The sequence below is a fragment of the Pseudomonas sp. p50(2008) genome (assembly GCF_015351605.1).
Taxonomy (GTDB): Bacteria; Pseudomonadota; Gammaproteobacteria; order Pseudomonadales; family Pseudomonadaceae; genus Aquipseudomonas.
Window position 1 is genome coordinate 576,497 of the sequence record NZ_JACMYF010000004.1, and the last position, 17,825, is coordinate 594,321.

General features: G+C 59.3%; 14 protein-coding genes. 9 read left to right on the forward strand and 5 right to left on the reverse strand.

All coding sequences use genetic code 11. The annotated features are described in order from the left end of the window. Positions 1-39 precede the first annotated feature (39 nt). The 8 genes from H7698_RS14410 to H7698_RS14445 all read left to right on the forward strand — a co-directional run bounded on the left by H7698_RS14410 (position 40) and on the right by H7698_RS14445 (position 8,195). Positions 40-1,281 carry an SfnB family sulfur acquisition oxidoreductase gene (locus H7698_RS14410; RefSeq protein WP_194691803.1) on the forward strand — a complete coding sequence of 414 codons (1,242 nt, stop codon included), beginning with the start codon at positions 40-42 and terminating at the stop codon, positions 1,279-1,281. A 37-nt stretch (positions 1,282-1,318) separates the two neighbouring features. Further along, positions 1,319-2,512 carry an SfnB family sulfur acquisition oxidoreductase gene (locus H7698_RS14415; protein WP_194691804.1) on the forward strand — a complete coding sequence of 398 codons (1,194 nt, stop codon included), beginning with the start codon at positions 1,319-1,321 and terminating at the stop codon, positions 2,510-2,512. Continuing rightward, positions 2,512-3,870: an LLM class flavin-dependent oxidoreductase gene (locus tag H7698_RS14420; protein ID WP_194691805.1), complete on the forward strand. Its 1,359-nt coding sequence runs from the start codon at positions 2,512-2,514 to the stop codon at positions 3,868-3,870. The genes H7698_RS14415 and H7698_RS14420 overlap by 1 nt, the downstream gene beginning before the upstream one ends. 128 nt (positions 3,871-3,998) lie before the next feature. Next, the gene (locus H7698_RS14425) at positions 3,999-4,808 is read left to right on the forward strand and encodes a MetQ/NlpA family ABC transporter substrate-binding protein (RefSeq protein WP_194691806.1); all 810 of its coding nucleotides are present in this window, start codon (positions 3,999-4,001) and stop codon (positions 4,806-4,808) included. Positions 4,809-4,810: 2 nt separating this feature from the next. Next, positions 4,811-5,932 carry a methionine ABC transporter ATP-binding protein gene (locus H7698_RS14430; RefSeq protein WP_194691807.1) on the forward strand — a complete coding sequence of 374 codons (1,122 nt, stop codon included), beginning with the start codon at positions 4,811-4,813 and terminating at the stop codon, positions 5,930-5,932. Next, positions 5,922-6,566 (forward strand): methionine ABC transporter permease, encoded by a 645-nt coding sequence (locus H7698_RS14435; protein ID WP_154852881.1) that lies wholly within the window; start codon positions 5,922-5,924, stop codon positions 6,564-6,566. The genes H7698_RS14430 and H7698_RS14435 overlap by 11 nt, the downstream gene beginning before the upstream one ends. Before the next feature lie 458 nt (positions 6,567-7,024). Then, positions 7,025-7,375, forward strand: a complete 351-nt coding sequence (locus tag H7698_RS14440; protein ID WP_194691808.1) for a DUF6124 family protein — start codon at positions 7,025-7,027, stop codon at positions 7,373-7,375. A 190-nt stretch (positions 7,376-7,565) separates the two neighbouring features. Beyond that, complete coding sequence (locus H7698_RS14445) at positions 7,566-8,195, forward strand: class I SAM-dependent methyltransferase (protein WP_162437054.1); 630 nt, start codon at positions 7,566-7,568, stop codon at positions 8,193-8,195. A gap of 114 nt (positions 8,196-8,309) precedes the next feature. On the opposite strand, the gene H7698_RS14450 is transcribed toward H7698_RS14445, so the two are convergent. The 3 genes from H7698_RS14450 to H7698_RS14460 are packed head-to-tail and all read right to left on the reverse strand — an operon-like array spanning position 8,310 to position 13,527. Continuing rightward, entirely contained in the window at positions 8,310-11,363 is a 3,054-nt protein-coding gene (locus H7698_RS14450) for an efflux RND transporter permease subunit (RefSeq protein WP_162437055.1), read from the reverse strand. Next, positions 11,360-12,427 carry an efflux RND transporter periplasmic adaptor subunit gene (locus H7698_RS14455; RefSeq protein WP_194691809.1) on the reverse strand — a complete coding sequence of 356 codons (1,068 nt, stop codon included), beginning with the start codon at positions 12,425-12,427 and terminating at the stop codon, positions 11,360-11,362. Before H7698_RS14455 ends, H7698_RS14450 begins: the two co-directional genes overlap by 4 nt. Beyond that, a complete protein-coding gene (locus tag H7698_RS14460; RefSeq protein WP_194691810.1) occupies positions 12,424-13,527 on the reverse strand; it encodes an efflux RND transporter periplasmic adaptor subunit in 1,104 nt (367 codons plus the stop codon). The genes H7698_RS14455 and H7698_RS14460 overlap by 4 nt, the downstream gene beginning before the upstream one ends. Before the next feature lie 329 nt (positions 13,528-13,856). Here H7698_RS14460 and H7698_RS14465 point away from each other — a divergent pair, with 329 nt between their 5' ends. Continuing rightward, entirely contained in the window at positions 13,857-15,017 is a 1,161-nt protein-coding gene (locus tag H7698_RS14465) for an AAA family ATPase (RefSeq protein ID WP_194691811.1), read from the forward strand. 17 nt (positions 15,018-15,034) lie between these two features. Here H7698_RS14465 and H7698_RS14470 read toward each other — a convergent pair whose 3' ends face one another. Further along, positions 15,035-16,117, reverse strand: coding sequence for an RHS repeat-associated core domain-containing protein (locus H7698_RS14470; protein ID WP_194691812.1), 1,083 nt, complete (start codon positions 16,115-16,117; stop codon positions 15,035-15,037). A 632-nt stretch (positions 16,118-16,749) separates the two neighbouring features. Further along, positions 16,750-17,532, reverse strand: a complete 783-nt coding sequence (locus H7698_RS14475; RefSeq protein ID WP_162437060.1) for a MetQ/NlpA family ABC transporter substrate-binding protein — start codon at positions 17,530-17,532, stop codon at positions 16,750-16,752. Positions 17,533-17,825: the final 293 nt, after the last annotated feature.

Sequence of the window (17,825 nt, forward strand, 5' to 3'; positions counted from 1 at the left end):
GATCGCCAGGGCATTGCGTGCAGCCAAGGAGTGGCGCTGATGTCCAGTCTGGCAGACGCACTTGTCCAGAGTGATCTGGATATCGCCCCGTTGTTGTTGCCCGCGCAGGTCTTGCGCAACGATGCTCAAGCCATCAAGGCCGCCCATGAGCTGGCACAGGTCGCTCGCCTGCAAGCGGCCAAACGTGACCAGCAGCGCAAGCTGCCGTGGTCGGAAGTCGAACAATTCACCCGCAGCGGCCTGGGCAGCATCGCCATCCCGCGCGAATACGGCGGTCCACAGGTTTCATTCGTCACCCTTGCTGAAGTCTTCGCGATCATTTCCGCGGCTGATCCGGCCTTGGGGCAGATCCCGCAAAACCAGTTTGGCATCCTCAATCTAGTGCTCGGCAGCGCGACCGAAGCGCAGAAAAAACGGCTGTTCAAAAGCGTGCTTGAAGGCTGGCGCATCGGCAATGCAGGCCCGGAGCGCGGCACCAAAAACACCCTCGAACTGAAAGCGCAAATCACCGCCGACGGCGATGGTTTCGTGATCAATGGCCAGAAGTTCTATTCCACCGGCGCGTTGTTCGCTCATTGGGTCGCCGTCAAAGCGCTGAACGATGACGGCAAGCAGGTAATGGCCTTCGTCCGCCGTGGCACGCCCGGTTTGCGCATCGTTGATGACTGGTCGGGTTTTGGCCAACGCACCACTGCCAGCGGCACCGTCTTGCTCAACAACGTGCGGGTCGACGCCGAACTGGTGGTGGATAACTGGACGATCAATGACAAGCCAAACATCCAGGGTGCCGTCTCACAGCTGATTCAAGCGGCTATCGACGCCGGCATTGCCCGAGGCGCAATCGACGACGCCATCGAATTCGTGAAGACCCGTGCACGGCCATGGATCGACGCCAATGTTGAACGGGCCAGCGACGACCTCTATGTCATCGCCGACATCGGCAAACTGAAAATTGAACTGCACGCGGCTGAAGCTCTACTGCGCAAGGCCGGGCAAGTGCTCGACCAGGTCAACGCCGCGCCGCTCACTGCCGAGTCCGCTGCCCGCGCCTCGATTGCCGTGGCCGAAGCCAAAGTGCTGACCACCGAAATCTCGTTGCTGGCCAGCGAAAAGCTCTTCGAACTCGCCGGCAGCCGCGCCACCCTCGCCGAATTCAATCTCGACCGTCACTGGCGTAACGCCCGCGTGCACACGCTGCACGATCCGGTGCGCTGGAAGTATCACGCTGTTGGCACGTATCACTTGAACGGCACGTTGCCCGCTCGTCATTCCTGGATTTAACGACCAGACACTTTTGACCAGATCTCTGGAGAAGCACATGCCTCTTTCTCACCACGTCGCGGTCATAACCAGCGATGAGCAAGCTCTGATCGTCGCCAGTGACCTGGCCGATGACTTCAAACGCGACAGCGCCCTGCGCGACCGCGAACGCCGTTTGCCACATCCGGAGCTGGAAGTGTTTTCCCGCTCGGGCCTATGGGGTATCAGCGTGCCAAAGGAATACGGTGGCGCGGGCGTTTCAAACGTCACCCTGGCCAAGGTCATCGCCTTGATCGCGCAGGCAGACGGCTCTCTCGGACAGATCCCCCAAAACCATTTCTACGCCCTCGAAGTGCTGCGAGTGAATGGCAGTGCCGAGCAGAAAAAACGCCTGTACGCCGAAGTCCTGGCCGGTCAGCGCTTCGGCAATGCCCTGGCAGAACTGGGCACCAAAACCGCCCACGACCGTGTCACCCGCCTGACCCGCGAAAGCGATGGTTATCGCATCAACGGCCGCAAGTTCTACGCCACCGGTGCCATCTACGCCCAACGCATCCCGACGTCAGTCATTGATGAAAACGGCGTGCAGCAACTGGCGTTTGTGCCGCGCAACAGCAAAGGCCTGACGGTCATCGACGACTGGAGCGGCTTTGGCCAGCGCACCACGGGCAGCGGCTCGGTGGTGTTCGAAGACGTCTACGTCGGGGCCGAAGACGTGATCCCTTTTCAAAGCGCTTTCGAACGTCCGACACCGGTTGGCCCGTTGGCGCAGATTCTTCATGCCGCCATCGACACCGGCATCGCCCGCGCGGCGTATGAAGATGCCCTGCACTTCGTGCGCACCAAAACACGGCCGTGGATTGATGCTACCCATGAGAAAGCCACCGAAGACCCGCTGACCCTCAAGAGCTTCGGCCACCTGAGCATCCGTCTGCATGCCACTGAAGCCTTGCTTGAACGTGCTGGCGAATACCTCGACAAGGCCCAGGCCGACACCAACGCCGAGACCGTCGCGGCGGCGTCCATTGCCATCGCCGAGGCCCGCGCCATCAGTACCGAAATCTCCCTCGCCGCGGGCAGCACGCTGTTTGAACTGGCTGGCAGCCAGGCGACCCTGATCGAACACGGTCTGGATCGCCATTGGCGCAACGCGCGCGTGCACACGCTGCACGACCCGGTGCGCTGGAAGTACCACGCTGTGGGCAACTACTACCTCAACGATGAAAAACCGCCACTGCGGGGGACCATCTGATGAGCGCCAGCAAGAAGAAAATCCTGCTCAACGCGTTCAACATGAACTGCATCGGTCACATCAACCATGGCCTGTGGACGCATCCACGGGACAACTCCACTCAATACAAAACCATCGAATACTGGACCGAACTGGCGCAACTGCTGGAGCGCGGACTCTTTGACGGGTTGTTCATCGCCGACATCGTCGGGGTGTATGACGTCTACCAGAACGCGGTGGATGTGCCGCTCAAAGAGTCGATCCAGCTGCCGGTCAACGACCCGCTGCTCCTGGTGTCGGCCATGGCCGCCGTGACCCGAAACCTTGGTTTCGGCCTCACCGCCAACCTTACCTACGAGCCGCCGTATCTGTTCGCCCGACGCATGTCGACACTCGATCACCTGAGTCGCGGTCGAGTGGGCTGGAACATCGTCACCGGTTACCTCGACAGTGCCGCCAAGGCGATGGGCCTGAGTGAACAGGTCGAACACGACCGCCGCTATGACCAGGCTGACGAGTACCTCGAAGTGCTCTACAAACTCTGGGAAGGCAGTTGGGAAAACGGCGCGGTGCTCAACGATCCGCAGCAGCGAATCTATGCGCAGCCGGAAAAGGTGCACAAGGTCGAGCACAAGGGCGAGTTCTATCAGGTCGAGGGCTATCACCTTTGCGAACCGTCGCCGCAACGCACGCCGGTGCTGTTCCAGGCCGGCAGCTCGGACCGTGGATTGTTGTTCGCCGGGCGTCACGCCGAGTGTGTGTTCATCAGCGGCCAGAACAAACCATCGACCAAAGTTCAGGTGGACAAGGTGCGCGCCAGCGCCGTTGAAGCCGGTCGAAACCCTGAGGACATCAAGGTGTTCATGGGGCTGAACGTAATTGTCGGCGCCACCGAAGAGCTCGCTTGGGCCAAGCATGCCGAGTACCTGAGCTACGCCAGCGCCGAAGCCGGCGTGGCGCATTTCTCGGCCTCGACCGGGATCGATTTTTCCGAGTACGAGATCGACGAGCCGATCCAGTACGTGAAGAGCAACGCCATCCAGTCCGCGACCAAGAATCTGCAGAACAACGACTGGACCCGCCGCAAATTGCTGGAGCAACACGCCCTCGGCGGTCGTTACATCACCGTGGTGGGCTCGCCTGAGCAAGTGGCGGATGAGCTGGAATCGTGGATCGCCGAAACCGGTCTGGACGGCTTTAACCTCACGCGCATCGTCACGCCGGAAAGCTATGTGGATTTCATTGAGCGGGTGATCCCGGAATTGCAGCGCCGAGGGTCGTACAAGACCGCTTATGACAACGGCTCCTTCAGGGAAAAGCTGTTTCACGAAGGGGCGCATTTGCCTGAGCAACATACGGGTTCGGCGTTCCGCCGTTAAAAGCATCGCGGGCAAGCCCGCTCCCACAGGGATTGTGTGAACAGCCGAGAACACTGTGGGAGCGGGCTTGCCCGCGATGAGATCCGAACAAACACCAAAAATTTGATGCACTGACTGGAAATCTCATCATGACCAAGAAACTTCTCTCTCACCCAGTCAAAGCACTGGCCCTGGCCCTCGGCCTCTTCAGCTCCGCTACCTTCGCCGCCGACCCGACGCTCAAGGTCGGCACCACCGCCGCCTTCGCGATTCCTCTGGAAGCGGCCGTCGAAGAAGCCAACAAACAAGGCCTGAAGGTTGAACTGGTTGAGTTCAGCGACTGGATCGCCCCCAACGTCAGCCTCGCTGCCGGCGACATCGACGTGAATTACTTCCAGCACATCCCGTTCCTGGAAAACGCCAAGGCCGCCGCCGGTTTTGACCTGGTGCCGTTTGCTCCGGGGATCATCAACAACGTCGGCCTGTATTCGAAGAAATACAAAAGCTTCGACGAGCTGCCAGAGGGCGCTACCGTCGCCATCGCCAATGACCCGATCAACAGCGGCCGCGGCCTGCAGCTCCTGGCCAAGTCCGGCCTGATCACGCTCAAACCCGGTGTGGGCTACAAGGCCACCGAAGAAGACATCGTCAGCAACCCAAAGAAAATCAAAATTCTCCAGGTTGAAGCCGTGCAACTGGTGCGCGCTTATGACGACGCCGATCTGGTGCAGGGCTACCCGGCCTACATTCGCTTGTCCAATACCTTCGATGCCGGCTCTGCCCTGCTGTTCGATGGCCTCGATCACAAGGAATACGTGATCCAGTTCGTGATTCAGCCCAAGAGCAAAACCGATCCTCGCCTTATCAAATTCGTCGACATTTACCAGCATTCGCCGGCGGTTCGCGCTGCGCTGGATAAAGCCCACGGCAAGCTCTACCAAGCCGGTTGGGAAAGCTGAGAATGACAGCTGCCACGCAACTGCGACTGGAAATTCCAGAGCAACGTCAGGCCCAAAAAGCCGAACTGCATCCTGACCTGAACCGCGCTCATGTGCGTTTTATCGGCCTGGGCAAAACCTACAACGGCCAGCAAGGTCCGGTCGCCGCCCTGCACGGCATCGACCTGGCGATTCAGCGCGGCGAAGTGTTCGGCATCATCGGTCGCAGCGGCGCCGGCAAGTCGTCGCTGATCCGCACCATCAACCGACTTGAACAGCCGAGCAGCGGTCGCGTGTTGATCGATCAGGTGGACATTGGCGAGTTCGATGAAGACCGCTTGGTCGCGCTGCGTCGACGCATCGGCATGATCTTTCAGCATTTCAATTTGATGTCGGCCAAGACGGTTTGGCAGAACGTCGAATTGCCGCTGAAAGTGGCGGGTGTCCCGAAGGAAAAACGCGAGCAGAAAGTACGTGAATTACTGGAACTGGTGGGGCTTGAAGGCAAACACAAGGCCTATCCGGCGCAGCTCTCCGGCGGCCAGAAACAACGCGTCGGCATCGCTCGCGCGCTGGTCCACGACCCGGCGATTCTGTTGTGCGACGAAGCCACTTCAGCGCTCGACCCGGAGACCACGCAATCGATCCTCGGGCTGCTGCGCGAGATCAACCAACGGCTCGGCCTGACCATCGTGCTGATCACTCACGAAATGGCGGTCATCCGCGATATCTGTGACCGGGTCGTGGTGCTTGAGCACGGTCGGATCGTCGAGCAAGGGCCAGTCTGGGAAGTGTTCGGCGACCCGCAGCATGAGGTCAGCAAGACCTTGCTCGCGCCATTGCAGCACGCACTGCCGCAAGAGCTGCAAAGCCGCTTGCACGCGCAGCCTCCCAAGCAGGATGCCGCCGTCGTATTGCGCCTGCAATTCACCGGTAGCGCCACCGACGAACCCGATCTGGCCGCGTTGTTCAGTGCCCTTGGCGGTCGCGTGCGGCTGCTGCAAGGTGGCGTGGAGCGGATTCAGGGGCATGCGCTTGGACAACTGCTGTTGGCGGTGACGGGTTCATCTTTGAGCGCGGAAGAACTGCGCCAGCGTGCCGGCCAATGGGCACAACAGGTGGAGGTGTTGGGTTATGTGGTTTGATCGCTTGCTGCAGGGCTTCATCGACACTTTCCTGATGGTTGGCGTGTCATCGCTGATTGCGTTACTGGCGGGCATACCGCTGGCGGTGATTCTGGTCACCAGTTCCAAGGGCGGCATCTACGAAGCACCCGCGCTGAACCGCGCACTGGGTGCGTTCGTGAACCTGTTTCGATCTATACCGTTTCTGATTCTGATGGTGGCGCTGATCCCGTTCACTCGCCTGATCGTCGGCACCACCTATGGCGTGTGGGCAGCGGTGGTCCCCCTGACCATCGCCGCTACACCGTTCTTTGCGCGTATCGCCGAGGTCAGCTTGCGTGAGGTCGATCATGGGCTCATCGAAGCAGCACAGGCGATGGGATGCCGGCGCTGGCACATCGTCTGGCATGTGCTGTTGCCGGAAGCGCTGCCGGGGATTGTCGGCGGTTTCACCATTACCCTGGTCACCATGATCAACTCCTCGGCCATGGCGGGAGCGATTGGTGCTGGTGGGCTGGGGGACATTGCGTATCGGTACGGCTATCAGCGATTCGATAGCCAGATCATGCTGACGGTGATCGTGTTGCTGGTGGTGTTGGTGGCGATTATCCAGCTGGGTGGGGATCGATTGGCGCGGGGTCTTAACAAACGCTGAATCAAGATCAAAAGATCGCAGCCTTCGGCAGCGCCTACAGGTGTCCACCGATCCACTGTAGGCGCTGCCGAAGGCTGCGATCTTTGCTGTAGGAAACCCACTACAAAAACTGCCGTTTTCTCACAGAAAAATCAGCGCTCCTACATAGCAAATCCCTTCCCTTTGCAGGACGTTTCCTAGATTATTTCGCACGCTTGCGCCTGCAGAATTCCGTGCCTAACCTCCGTCCGTCACTGCTCATCAGTGATCGGGTTTAGTAGCCCGGATCAATAGGTGCATAGCGTTCTAATACTCATGCCCGGCAACTTTGCCGGGTGCTGAATATGGTAGCTGTGCGTGGGGCATCTTCGGATGCACCGGGTTTCCTATTGACCGGCCTACTAACCCGCGCACAGCTGCCACCCATCGTTTAGTAGGCGAGAAGTGTCGGCTCCCACGTAGCAATAGGAGCAACACAGATGAAAAAACCAGTCCCTGATCCACCCTCCAATAAAACCAAAAACGATGAAAGACTCAGAGATCGCTCCGCGCTCTATCGTGCGATCGATTTCTACCTGACCGGCGAACAACCCTCTGCACCGGATGAGCTACGGTTCTACAACGTCAGCAACGACGTGAGCTTCGAAGACACCCAACTTTATATCGCTGATTTGCTGCGTTGCGCTTCGGTCACGGCGTACCAGTGCGGGGACCATCTCAAAGGCGCCGACAGGGCCATGGTGTTTTCCATCTGGCATTTGCTGGAGATCGCCAAAGCCATGGTGGATCGGTCGATTGATTGCCTGGGGATGAAGGACGCCGAGGACTGATTCAGGTTTTTGGTGATTGTTGAGACCGCCATCGCGAGCAGGCTCACTCCTACAATAGATCGTCAGCGGACACGAAATGTGTGTACCACGCGATCCACTGTGGGAGTGAGCCTGCTCGCGATTGACTGCGCTGCAGGCACCGGCTTCATGGCGTATATTCGGCACACTCACATCACCCGCGCAGCCCACCATGAAACAAACCCCGGACGACCTCGAAAAAATCACCTCCACGACCTTGGGCCATTACAACTCGGTGGCCGAAGGCTTTCGTGAAGGGACGCGTGATCACGATGTCAGCCAGAACATCGATGCACTGCTGCGGCATATTCAGGGGAAGGCACCGTTCAATATCCTCGACTTCGGCTGCGGTCCGGGGCGCGATTTGCAAACCTTCACACGCCTGGGTCATACCGCAGTCGGGCTTGATGGCTCAGAGAAGTTCGCGCAGATGGCGCGTGAAGACAGTGGCTGTGAAGTCTTGCAGCAAGACTTTCTCAAGCTGGATCTGCCAGACCAACGCTTCGACGGCATTTTTGCCAACGCCGTACTGTTTCATATCCCGCGCCAGGAATTGCCTCGGGTGCTGAAGCAGTTGCACGGTACGTTGAAGCCGGGTGGCGTGTTGTTCAGTTCCAATCCCCGTGGCGAAAACCAGGAAGGCTGGAACGGGCCGCGTTATGGCGCGTATCACGACTTGCAGGCGTGGCAGGCGCTGTTGACCGAGGCGGGGTTTGTCGAGCTGGAGCATTACTATCGGCCAGCCGGATTGCCGCGGGAGCAGCAGCCTTGGTTGGCAAGTGTCTGGCGTAAGCCGGTGTAGTCAGGCAGGACGCCATCGCGAGCAAGCTTGCTCCTACAGAAAACCGCGTCCGTCTGGACGACGCGGTCATCTGTGGGAGCGTGACTTGCCCGCGATGAGCGCGAAGCGCTCGCCTTACTGCACTTCTTTCTTCGGTTCCCGAATCTTGTACCAGGCCACATACAGCGCCGGCAAAAACAGCAGCGTCAGCAAGGTCGCGATAATAATCCCGCCAATCATCGCGTAGGCCATTGGCCCCCAGAACACTTCCCGGGCAATCGGGATCATCCCCAGACTCGCCGCCGCCGCCGTCAGCAAGATCGGCCTGCGTCGATGTTCCGTGGCTTGCACCACCGACTCCCACGGTGAATAACCGTCCTTCTCGAACGCTTCGATCTGCGTCACCAGAATCACCGAGTTGCGGATGATGATGCCGATCAGCGCCAGAATCCCCAGGATCGCCACGAAGCCCATAGGCGTGCCCGTCGGGATCAGCGCCAGCACCACGCCAATCAACCCGAGCGGCGCGACGCTGGCCACCAGGAACAGCTTCTGCACACTGTGCAGCTGGATCATCAGGAAGGTCGCCATCAGGAACAGCATCAGTGGCACGACCTTGGCGATCGGCCCCTGGGCCTTGCCGCTTTCCTCAACCGTACCGCCAGTGGCGACCTTGTAGCCCACTGGCAGAGTAGCGGCGAACTGGTCGATGGCCGGCTTGAGTTGTTTCACCAGGTCAGTCGGCTGAATCTCGTCACGCACGGCAGCCTTGATGGTGATGGTCGGTTTGCGGTCTCGACGCCACACCAGCGGCTGTTCGAGTTCATAGCGCACGGTGGCGAATGACAACAGCGGAATCGACGTCCCGCCCGGCGTGACGATCTGCAGGTTCTGCAAAGTTTGCGGAGTTCCGCGCTCGGCATCCACCGCACGGCCGACGACGTTGATCAGATAGATATCGTCATCCACCTGCGTCACCGGCGCGCCGACGACGATGCTGTTCATCAGGTTGGCCACGTCTTCCGACGACAGCCCCAGTTGCCGTGCCTTGTCCTGGGCGATGTCGATCCGCAGAACTTTGCCCGGCTCGTTCCAGTCGTAAATGATCTCGCCGATGTGAGCGTTCTTATCCAGCTCGGTCGCCAATGCAATGGCGTGCTTGCGCACTTGATCGATGTCCTTGCCACTGACCCGGTACTGAATAGGCCGACCCACGGGCGGACCCATTTCCAGCGCCTGGACGTAGCTGCCGATGCCGACGAATTCTTTGCGCAGACGCTCACGCAAGCGCTGGCTCAGGGCCTCTCGCGACTCCAGGCCTTTGCTGACGATGATCAGTTGCGCGTAGTACGGGTTTTGCAATTGCTGGTCGAGGGGCAGGTAGAAACGGATCGCACCTTCGCCAATGTAGGTGCTCCAGCGCACGATGTCCGGATCGCCCTTGAGCGTTTCCTCGAGCTTGTTCACGGCCTTGCGGGTTTCGGCAATCGAGGCGTTTTGCGGCAGGTTCAAGTCGACAAGAATTTCCGGGCGGTCCGACGACGGGAAGAACTGGTTCTGCACGAATTGCATGGAAAACACCGACGCCACGAACAGCGCAATCGTGATGCCGATGGCCCACCAGCGATTGCGCATCGCCCACAGCATGCCGCCGTTGAACGCCCGCCCCACGCGGCCAGGCTCTGCATTGTGCGGCTTCACGTTGGCGCTGAGGATGTGCACACCGATCACCGGGGCAAACAACACCGCGACCACCCATGACACCAACATAGCCACCGCGATCACCGCAAACAGCGTGAAGGTGTATTCACCCGCCGAGCTCGCGTTGAGGCCAATCGGCACGAAACCGGCGACGGTCACCAGCGTACCGGTGAGCATCGGGAAGGCGGTCGAGGTGTAGGCGAACGTCGCCGCCTGCTCCTTGGTTTCGCCCATCTCCAGGCGCGTGACCATCATCTCCACCGTGATCATCGCGTCGTCCACCAGCAGACCGAGGGCGATGATCAGCGCGCCGAGCGAGATCCGCTGCATGGTGATGCCGCTGTATTCCATGAACACAAACACCATCGCCAGCACCAGCGGGATCGAGCACGCCACCACCAGCCCGGCACGCACGCCAAGGCTGATGAAGCTGACGATCAAGACGATGACCACGGCTTCGAACAACGCGCTGGTGAAACCGCCGACGGCTTTTTCCACCACTTCGGCCTGGTCGGAAACGCTGTGCACGCCCACGCCCACCGGCAAGTCGGCAGTCAGCTCTTCCATGCGTTGATGCAAGGCCTTGCCGAACTCCTGGATGTTGCCGCCCTTCTTCATCGCGATGGCCAGGCCGATGGCGGTCTGGCCGTTGAAGCGAAATTCAGGCGTCGACGGATCGACATAGCCACGGCTGATTTCAGCGATGTCCGCCAGGCGATAGAAGCGATCGTTGAGCTTCAGATTGACGTTGGCCAGGTCTTTTTCAGACTCGAACTGACCCGATGTGCGCACCGAAATCCGCTCGGGACCTGCCTCGATCACCCCGGCCGGGGTCACCGCATTCTGGGATTGCAGGCTTTGCACCACCTGGCGCTGATCCAGCCCCAGGGCGGCAAGTTTGCGCGTGGAGAAGTTCAGGTAGATCACTTCGTCCTGCTCGCCGATCATCTCGACCTTGCCCAGCCCCGGCACATCACGGATCTCTGCCCGGACCTGTTCGACGTAATCGCGTAGCTGGCGCAGCGACATGCCATCCGCCGTGAAGGCGTAGACCGAGCCATACACGTCACCGAACTCGTCGTTGAACCCCGGCCCTTGCAAGCCTTGAGGGAAATCACCGCGAATGTCGTTGATCTTCTTGCGCACCTGGTACCAGATTTCCGGGATGTCCTCGGCACTGGTGGTGTCGCGCAAATAGACGAACACGGTGGATTCGCCGGGTCGGGTGTAGCTTTTCACGTAGTCGAGGGAGTCGAGCTCTTCGAGTTTTTTCTCGATGCGGTCAGTGACCTGCTTGAGGGTCTCTTCCTGGGTTGCGCCCGGCCAGCGGGTCTGGATAACCATGGTCTTGATGGTGAACGACGGGTCTTCCTCGCGGCCCAGGTTCATGTACGAGAACACACCCATCAACAGCGCGACGAACATCAAATACCAGACAAACGACTGATGTTTGAGGGCCCATTCGGATAAATTGAAACTCCCTTTCATTGTGGGCTTTCCTCGTCGATTTTCACTTTTTGCCCTGGTTTCAGGCTGTTCACGCCGGCGCTGACCACGCGCTCGCCAGACTTCACGCCATCCGCCAGCACCACGGTGTCATCTGTGCGGCTGATCAAACGAACGTCTCGCGGGGAAACGGTTTGGGTTTGTGCATCGATCACCCAGATTCGCTGCTTGCCTTCCGCTTCCTGCAACGCGGTAACGGGCAATTCAATGCGCGGCTTGATCGCCGAACTGAGGGTCACGCTGATGGCCGTGCCGAGGCGAAAGCCCGGTGGTGTATCCGTCAGCGTCAGGCGTGCCCGGCGAGTGCGGGTCGCGCTCTGTGCCTGAGGCTCGATTTCTCGAATGATGGCGGTGGTGGTGATGCTCGGGTCCAGTTGCGCGGCGACCTGGAACACCACGTCCGCCGGCAACTGATCAACCAGGGTGTCCGGCAGGTCGATCACCGCTTCCTTGATGTCCGGCTGCGCCAGGGTCACGACTTGCTGGCCGGCCGTGACGACTTGCCCGGCTTCGGCATTCCACGCGGTGACGATAGCCTTGTGATCGGTGCGCAGTTCGACGTAGCCCAGTTGATCCTTGGCCTGGCCGACCGCGGCCTTGGCTTGATCGAGGGAGGCCTGGGTGGTTTTCAGGTCGGTCTGGGCAGCGTCCAGTTGCGCCTGGGCGCCCACACCACGATTGAACAGTTCCTGCTGGCGTCGGGCATTGGCCTGGGCGTTGATGAATTGCGCCTGGATTTTCGCCAGATCGCCCTGGGCAGAACGCAACTGGTTCTGCTGATCCGTGGGATCAAGGGTGGCTAGCAAGGCGCCCTTCTCGACCTCGGCGCCCACATCGACGACACGACGAGCAATGCGCCCCGGCACGCGGAACCCGACATTGCTTTCATAACGCGCCTGGATACTGCCGGCGAATCGGCCGAGGTTTTCTTCGTCCAGGGCCAGGACCTTGATCGACAGCACAGGGCGTATCGGCTCCGGTGGCGGCTCTTTTTTCGAGCAGGCCGCCAGCATGACAGCGGCTAAAACCAGCCATAGGCGCTTCATGGCTGATTCCCCACTTCCAGATCCTTGTATGTGTTTTCGGCCACTTCCACTTTTACACCGGGGTGCAGTAACTGGCCGCCGGCGATGATCACTTTGTCGCCGGCGTTCAAGCCGCCGCTGATGACGACTTTACCGGTGAGGTAACGGCCGACGGTGACGGTATGCAGTTCGGCTTTGCCTTCGCCGTCTACCCGCCACACGGCGGGTTCGCTGATGTTTTTGGTCAGGGCTGACCACGGCAGGACGACGGCGGATTTGCCCGGCGTCTTCGCGGTGGCGCTCACCACTGAGCCCAGTTGCATGCCCTCCGGCAAACTGCTGAGTGAAACTTTGACTTGTACCGTGCCGGTCTGCGCAGATACAGCCGGGGTAATCTCGCGGACGGTGCCGGTGGTTTTGATGGCCGGATTGTCGAGCAAGCTCACAACCACTGTTTTATCTTCCGGCGCCTCGGCCAGCAGCGACTCGTAGATGTTGAATACGGCGTCGCGCTCGCCATCCCGGGCCAGGCTGAAAATCGGCACCGTAGCCTGTACCACCTGGCCGACTTCAGCCTGGCGCGCGGTAATCACGCCCGGCGCGTCGGCAATCAGCGAGGTGTAGCTCAGTTGCTCGCGGGCATTGGCCAGTTGCGCCTTGGCGGCCGTCAGCGCGCTTTGGCTGCTGCGCAAGGCGGCTTGGGCAGAATCGTATTCGCTTTGGCTGGTGTAACCCTTGGGCAGGAGTTTTTGCTGGCGGACAAAGGACGCGGCGGTCTGTGTGACCCGGGCCTGTTCGGCGGTGACCTGGGCCTGCGCCGAGTCGACATTGGTTTGCAGGTCTTTGGGATCAAGCTTGGCCAGCACTTGCTTGGCCGACACACGATCACCGACATCGACCATGCGCTGAATAATCTTGCCCCCGACACGAAACGACAATTCGGTCTGAACCCGCGCCTGGACATCGCCCGTGAGGGTCACCGTCGCCGCGTAATCGGCCAGCTTGACCTCTTGCACGAACACCCGCGGACGTTCCTTTTCAACCTGTTTTTTTTCGCCGCAGGCGGTCAGCAAAGCCAGGAGGCTCAACCCAACCACTAGTTTCAATCCGGGACCAGCCATGCAGACTCCTTTGCGTTGAACAGGCGTGCGATTCTCGATACGACTGTGAGCTTAGAACAGGGTTCAACAGGCACCTCTGATGCCCGCCAAATAAAGCGATAACATCATAATCTCAGGGCAACCCCTACCGGAATCATGTCGCGGTCCTGTAGCAGCTGGCGAAGCCTGCGTTCGGCTGCGAAGCAGTCGTAAAATCAGTACTCGCGGTGCAACAGGCGGACCGTGCAAGCCGGGCTGCTACAGGGATCGTGGCGCAGCGGGTGCTACAGGTATCACCGTGTTGCGGACAATAAGGCAAACTGGTGCACCACGCAGCTGGAAGCTTCTCAATGCTTAAAACTCTCGCAGTGGCCAATTATCGCTCGATCAACAAACTGGTCATCCCGCTGGGGCGCCTGAACCTCATTACCGGCCCCAACGGCAGTGGCAAATCCAACCTCTATCGAGCGTTGCGCCTGCTGGCGGAAACCGCTCAGGGCGGTGTGGTCAATGCATTGGCTCGAGAGGGTGGGCTGGATTCAACCTTTTGGGCCGGTCCGGAGAACATCTCCCGGCGCATGCGCAACGGCGAAGTACCGGTCCAGGCAAACGTGCAACACGGCCCAAAACGCCTGCGCCTGGGGTTTGCAGGCGAGGACTTCAGCTATTCGATTGCACTGGGCTTGCCGGTACCAACCCGTACTGAGTTCTACCTCGATCCTGAAATCAAAAAGGAATGCATCTGGTCTGGCCCGTTCTACCGTCCCGCCAGCCTGCTTGTGGATCGCGCCGGGCCGATGATTCGCGTCCGCGACGGTCGAGGCTGGGAAGTACTCGCCCAGCACACGCCGAATTTCGACAGCCTGTTCGATCAGGTCGGCAGTTTTCGCACCACGGCGGAAGTCTCGCAGCTGCGTGAATTCATTCGTCGCTGGCGCTTTTATGATCACTTTCGCAGCGATGCCGACGCGCCGGTTCGCCAACCGCAATTGGGCACGCGCACACCGGTGTTGCACCACGACGGTCGTGATCTGGCGGCGGCGTTGCAGACCATTCGTGAAATCGGTGATCCCGACGCCTTGCAAGCGGCCGTCAGCGATGCGTTTCCCGGCGCGAGATTGAACATCGCACCGCTGCAAGGGGGGCGGTTTGCCATCGAGTTTTATCAGGAAGGGTTGTTGCGACCGTTATCGGCGGCCGAATTGTCTGACGGAACGTTGCGCTATTTATTGCTGGTGGCCGCATTGCTGACGCCGAGACCGCCATCGCTGATGGTGCTGAACGAACCGGAAACCAGTCTGCATCCGGACCTGTTGCCAGCACTGGCACGATTGATTATTCGGGCGTCCGAGCAGTGCCAGGTGTGGGTGGTGTCCCATGCTCGGCGGTTGATTTCGGCGTTGCAGCAAGCGCCTGAGTGCAATTGCGTCGTGCTGGAAAAGACGCTGGGCCAGACCGGGATTGTCGGGCAGCGGGTGCTGGATGAGCCGGCGTGGTATTGGCCGGATTAGGGCTTTTTGATAGGACTCTAGGCCCTACGAATTTTTTTATTCGATTTCAAGAGTTCCCGCTGGCGTCTGGCCTCCAGAATTGGCCGATCAAAGTCCAGTTCATGCATTTTGTCGTATGTTCGTTTCCCGCCCACGGTCACCGGGGCTGAACTGAACGTACCTGGTGATGGCGGTGGAGCCGAGGGCGGTGTCGCCTGCCCCTTGTTCTGCACAAAACTTTTCAAGGCAGCTTCAGTCCCTGGTTTGCTCACAGACCAGTAAGTCCCCACTCTCGACGTTATCGCAAACGCTGTCAGCCCTAAAGCCACATACCCCAGTATTGTGGCTGCCTCAGGTTCCTTGGCGATTGCCGCAACGGCACTGGCAACCCCAACCATCCCTGTGGCGAGTATCGCTCCACTGGCCGAGACTGTGCTTACTGCTGCAAAGGCCTGTCGCGCAGGTAGTTTCCTCACTGCACCCAATCTCAAGGCATCCTTGGCCAAGTTAAAGGCAGGGATGGCCCGAGACATGCCCAGTCCCGTATTCGACACACTCATGACACTTGTGAGCAACCGGGCAATATCGGCAAACCGCCCCGTCGAATCACTGAAATTCACCGGATCCCCCAGACAATACGCATACGGGTTCAACCCGCCCCGACCAAACGGACTCAACCGGTCAGGGCTGTTGAAACGCATCAGCACCGGGTTGAACGCCCGATGCCCGTTCCCCAGCAGATAATGTCCAGTCAGCTGGTCGCGGCGTTCGCCGTTAAAGCCGAGAAGGCTGCTCAGACCACTTTCGGCCGAATGATGACCATAAGGGGTGTAGATCTGCGGCGACGACCCCATCGAATCCAACAATTGCAAAACGGAGCGTTGTTGATCAGTGGCCAGCAGTTGGCACTCGAGGCTGCCGTCGTCCTCGCGCGATTGCATGGCGAGCAGTTGCTCACCCTGCTGGAACACGGAATGGCTGGACTGTCCTTGCAGCTCCGTCACTAGATGCTGGTGACGGTAGAAACGTTGGAGACTTGCCTGCCCAGCGGTTTCTGAACCTGTGAGTAGATCCAGTGCGTCGTAACGATACCGACACACATCAGCGGGTAACGATGTCATGTGCGAAACCTCCTGCTCGAATGTCTAGTTTGCACCGAACCTGAGGGACTGGGCACCTGACAGAAATGCCAGGTACCCCAGGCCACGCCCTTAAGCCCTGCCACTTCCCGACCTCGAAATCTCGCTCTCAGGCTGGGTGTTCTCATTCGACTCCTTGCGCACGGAGCGCGTCGTACAGGCGCACTCATTCCTACTTTCAGCGTCTACTATTTCCCCTAGCGTTGTAGGAAGCATCTCTTTTTCGGTAGGAGTCTTCAGGGATGGACATCTTTTGGCCAGACTCCCGGCCGAACCTTCACAAGGAAGCGAAAAATGGCAGATGAAAAAACGCCGCAGCCAATGGACACACAAGATCTATTGAAGCTGCTGCTGGCGTTGCGCAAGGCGTTGAAAGCCAAGACGGCCTAAGCCTCCAGGGGCAAAAAACTCTCAATGTGCTCGCGTAGCTTTCTGTAGCAGCTGCCGAGCCTGCGAGGCTGCGTCGGGCTGCGGAGCAGCCCCAAGGCCCGCAACGTAGCCTCGTGCCTCGGCCGCAGCTACAAGGCTTCGCGAGCAGGCTCACGCCCAAATAAAAAACGCCGACGGTGTATCAGCCGTCGGCGCTTGAAACCGTGAAGGGTTTACCGCATCAATCAGAACGCCGGCAGTACCGCACCGCTGTATTTCTTCTCGATGAAAGCCTTCACTTCAGGACTGGTCAACGCCTTGGCCAGTTTCTGGATGGCAACGCTGTCCTTGTTGTCCGGACGTGCCACCAGGAAGTTCACGTAAGGCGAATCGGCACCTTCGATGATCAGCGCGTCTTTAGCCGGGTTCAGACCTGCTTCCAGCGCGTAGTTGGTGTTGATCATGTCCAGGTCGACCTGGTCCAGAACACGCGGCAGCATGGCCGACTCAAGTTCTTTGAACTTGAAGTTGTGCGGGTTCTTGGCGATGTCTTTCGGAGTCGCCAAAGCGTTTTTCGGGTCTTTCAACTCGATCAGCCCAGCCTTCTGCAGCAGGATCAGGGCACGGCCGCTGTTGCTGCCTTCGTTCGGGATGGCGATGGTCGCGCCGTCTTTGAGCTCAGCCAGGGTTTTGACTTTCTTGGAGTAGCCGCCGAACGGTTCTACGTGAACGCCAATGACGGTCACCAGATTGGTGCCTTTACCTTCGTTGAAGCTGTTCAGGTACGGCAGGGTCTGGAAGTAGTTGGCGTCCAGACGCTTCTGGTCAACCTGAACGTTCGGCTGAACGTAGTCGGTGAATACTTTGATTTCCAGGTCCACGCCTTCTTTGGCGAGGGTTGGTTTGATCAGTTCAAGAATCTCGGCGTGGGGAACCGGAGTCGCCGCTACTACCAGTTTTTCGCCAGCCTGGGCCAAGCCCGCGGTCAGGGCAGCCGCCAATGCGGTGAACAACAGAACCTTTTTCATGCAGTGTCCTTATCGAAAATCACGGTCGTCATCGACGACGGCTTCAAGTGAGGTGCCAGTGAAGTGCTATCGCTGGCGTGACGCGGACAATACCGGGATTTTTTATTCCCGAACAATATCTTTTATTCACTTTCATATTCCATTTTGTTCATACAGACGAGCAGGCCTTTGTAGCAGCTGCCGAAGGCTGCGGTCGGGCGCGCTGCGGCCGCAAATCCAGCGCTGCGGTCTTTCAGTAATACCTTGTTGTGCCGTTTTACGATTACTGCGCAATCGAACGCAGCCTTCGGCAG

What these genes read in the sequence shown, in the direction of transcription:
- H7698_RS14410 (WP_194691803.1), top strand. Translation starts at nt 40, where the DNA reads ATGTCCAGTCTGGCAGACGCACTTGTCCAGAGTGATCTGGATATCGCC.
- H7698_RS14415 (WP_194691804.1), top strand. Translation starts at nt 1,319, where the DNA reads ATGCCTCTTTCTCACCACGTCGCGGTCATAACCAGCGATGAGCAAGCT.
- H7698_RS14420 (WP_194691805.1), top strand. Translation starts at nt 2,512, where the DNA reads ATGAGCGCCAGCAAGAAGAAAATCCTGCTCAACGCGTTCAACATGAAC.
- H7698_RS14425 (WP_194691806.1), top strand. Translation starts at nt 3,999, where the DNA reads ATGACCAAGAAACTTCTCTCTCACCCAGTCAAAGCACTGGCCCTGGCC.
- H7698_RS14430 (WP_194691807.1), top strand. Translation starts at nt 4,811, where the DNA reads ATGACAGCTGCCACGCAACTGCGACTGGAAATTCCAGAGCAACGTCAG.
- H7698_RS14435 (WP_154852881.1), top strand. Translation starts at nt 5,922, where the DNA reads ATGTGGTTTGATCGCTTGCTGCAGGGCTTCATCGACACTTTCCTGATG.
- H7698_RS14440 (WP_194691808.1), top strand. Translation starts at nt 7,025, where the DNA reads ATGAAAAAACCAGTCCCTGATCCACCCTCCAATAAAACCAAAAACGAT.
- H7698_RS14445 (WP_162437054.1), top strand. Translation starts at nt 7,566, where the DNA reads ATGAAACAAACCCCGGACGACCTCGAAAAAATCACCTCCACGACCTTG.
- H7698_RS14450 (WP_162437055.1), bottom strand. Translation starts at nt 11,363, where the DNA reads ATGAAAGGGAGTTTCAATTTATCCGAATGGGCCCTCAAACATCAGTCG.
- H7698_RS14455 (WP_194691809.1), bottom strand. Translation starts at nt 12,427, where the DNA reads ATGAAGCGCCTATGGCTGGTTTTAGCCGCTGTCATGCTGGCGGCCTGC.
- H7698_RS14460 (WP_194691810.1), bottom strand. Translation starts at nt 13,527, where the DNA reads ATGGCTGGTCCCGGATTGAAACTAGTGGTTGGGTTGAGCCTCCTGGCT.
- H7698_RS14465 (WP_194691811.1), top strand. Translation starts at nt 13,857, where the DNA reads ATGCTTAAAACTCTCGCAGTGGCCAATTATCGCTCGATCAACAAACTG.
- H7698_RS14470 (WP_194691812.1), bottom strand. Translation starts at nt 16,117, where the DNA reads ATGACATCGTTACCCGCTGATGTGTGTCGGTATCGTTACGACGCACTG.
- H7698_RS14475 (WP_162437060.1), bottom strand. Translation starts at nt 17,532, where the DNA reads ATGAAAAAGGTTCTGTTGTTCACCGCATTGGCGGCTGCCCTGACCGCG.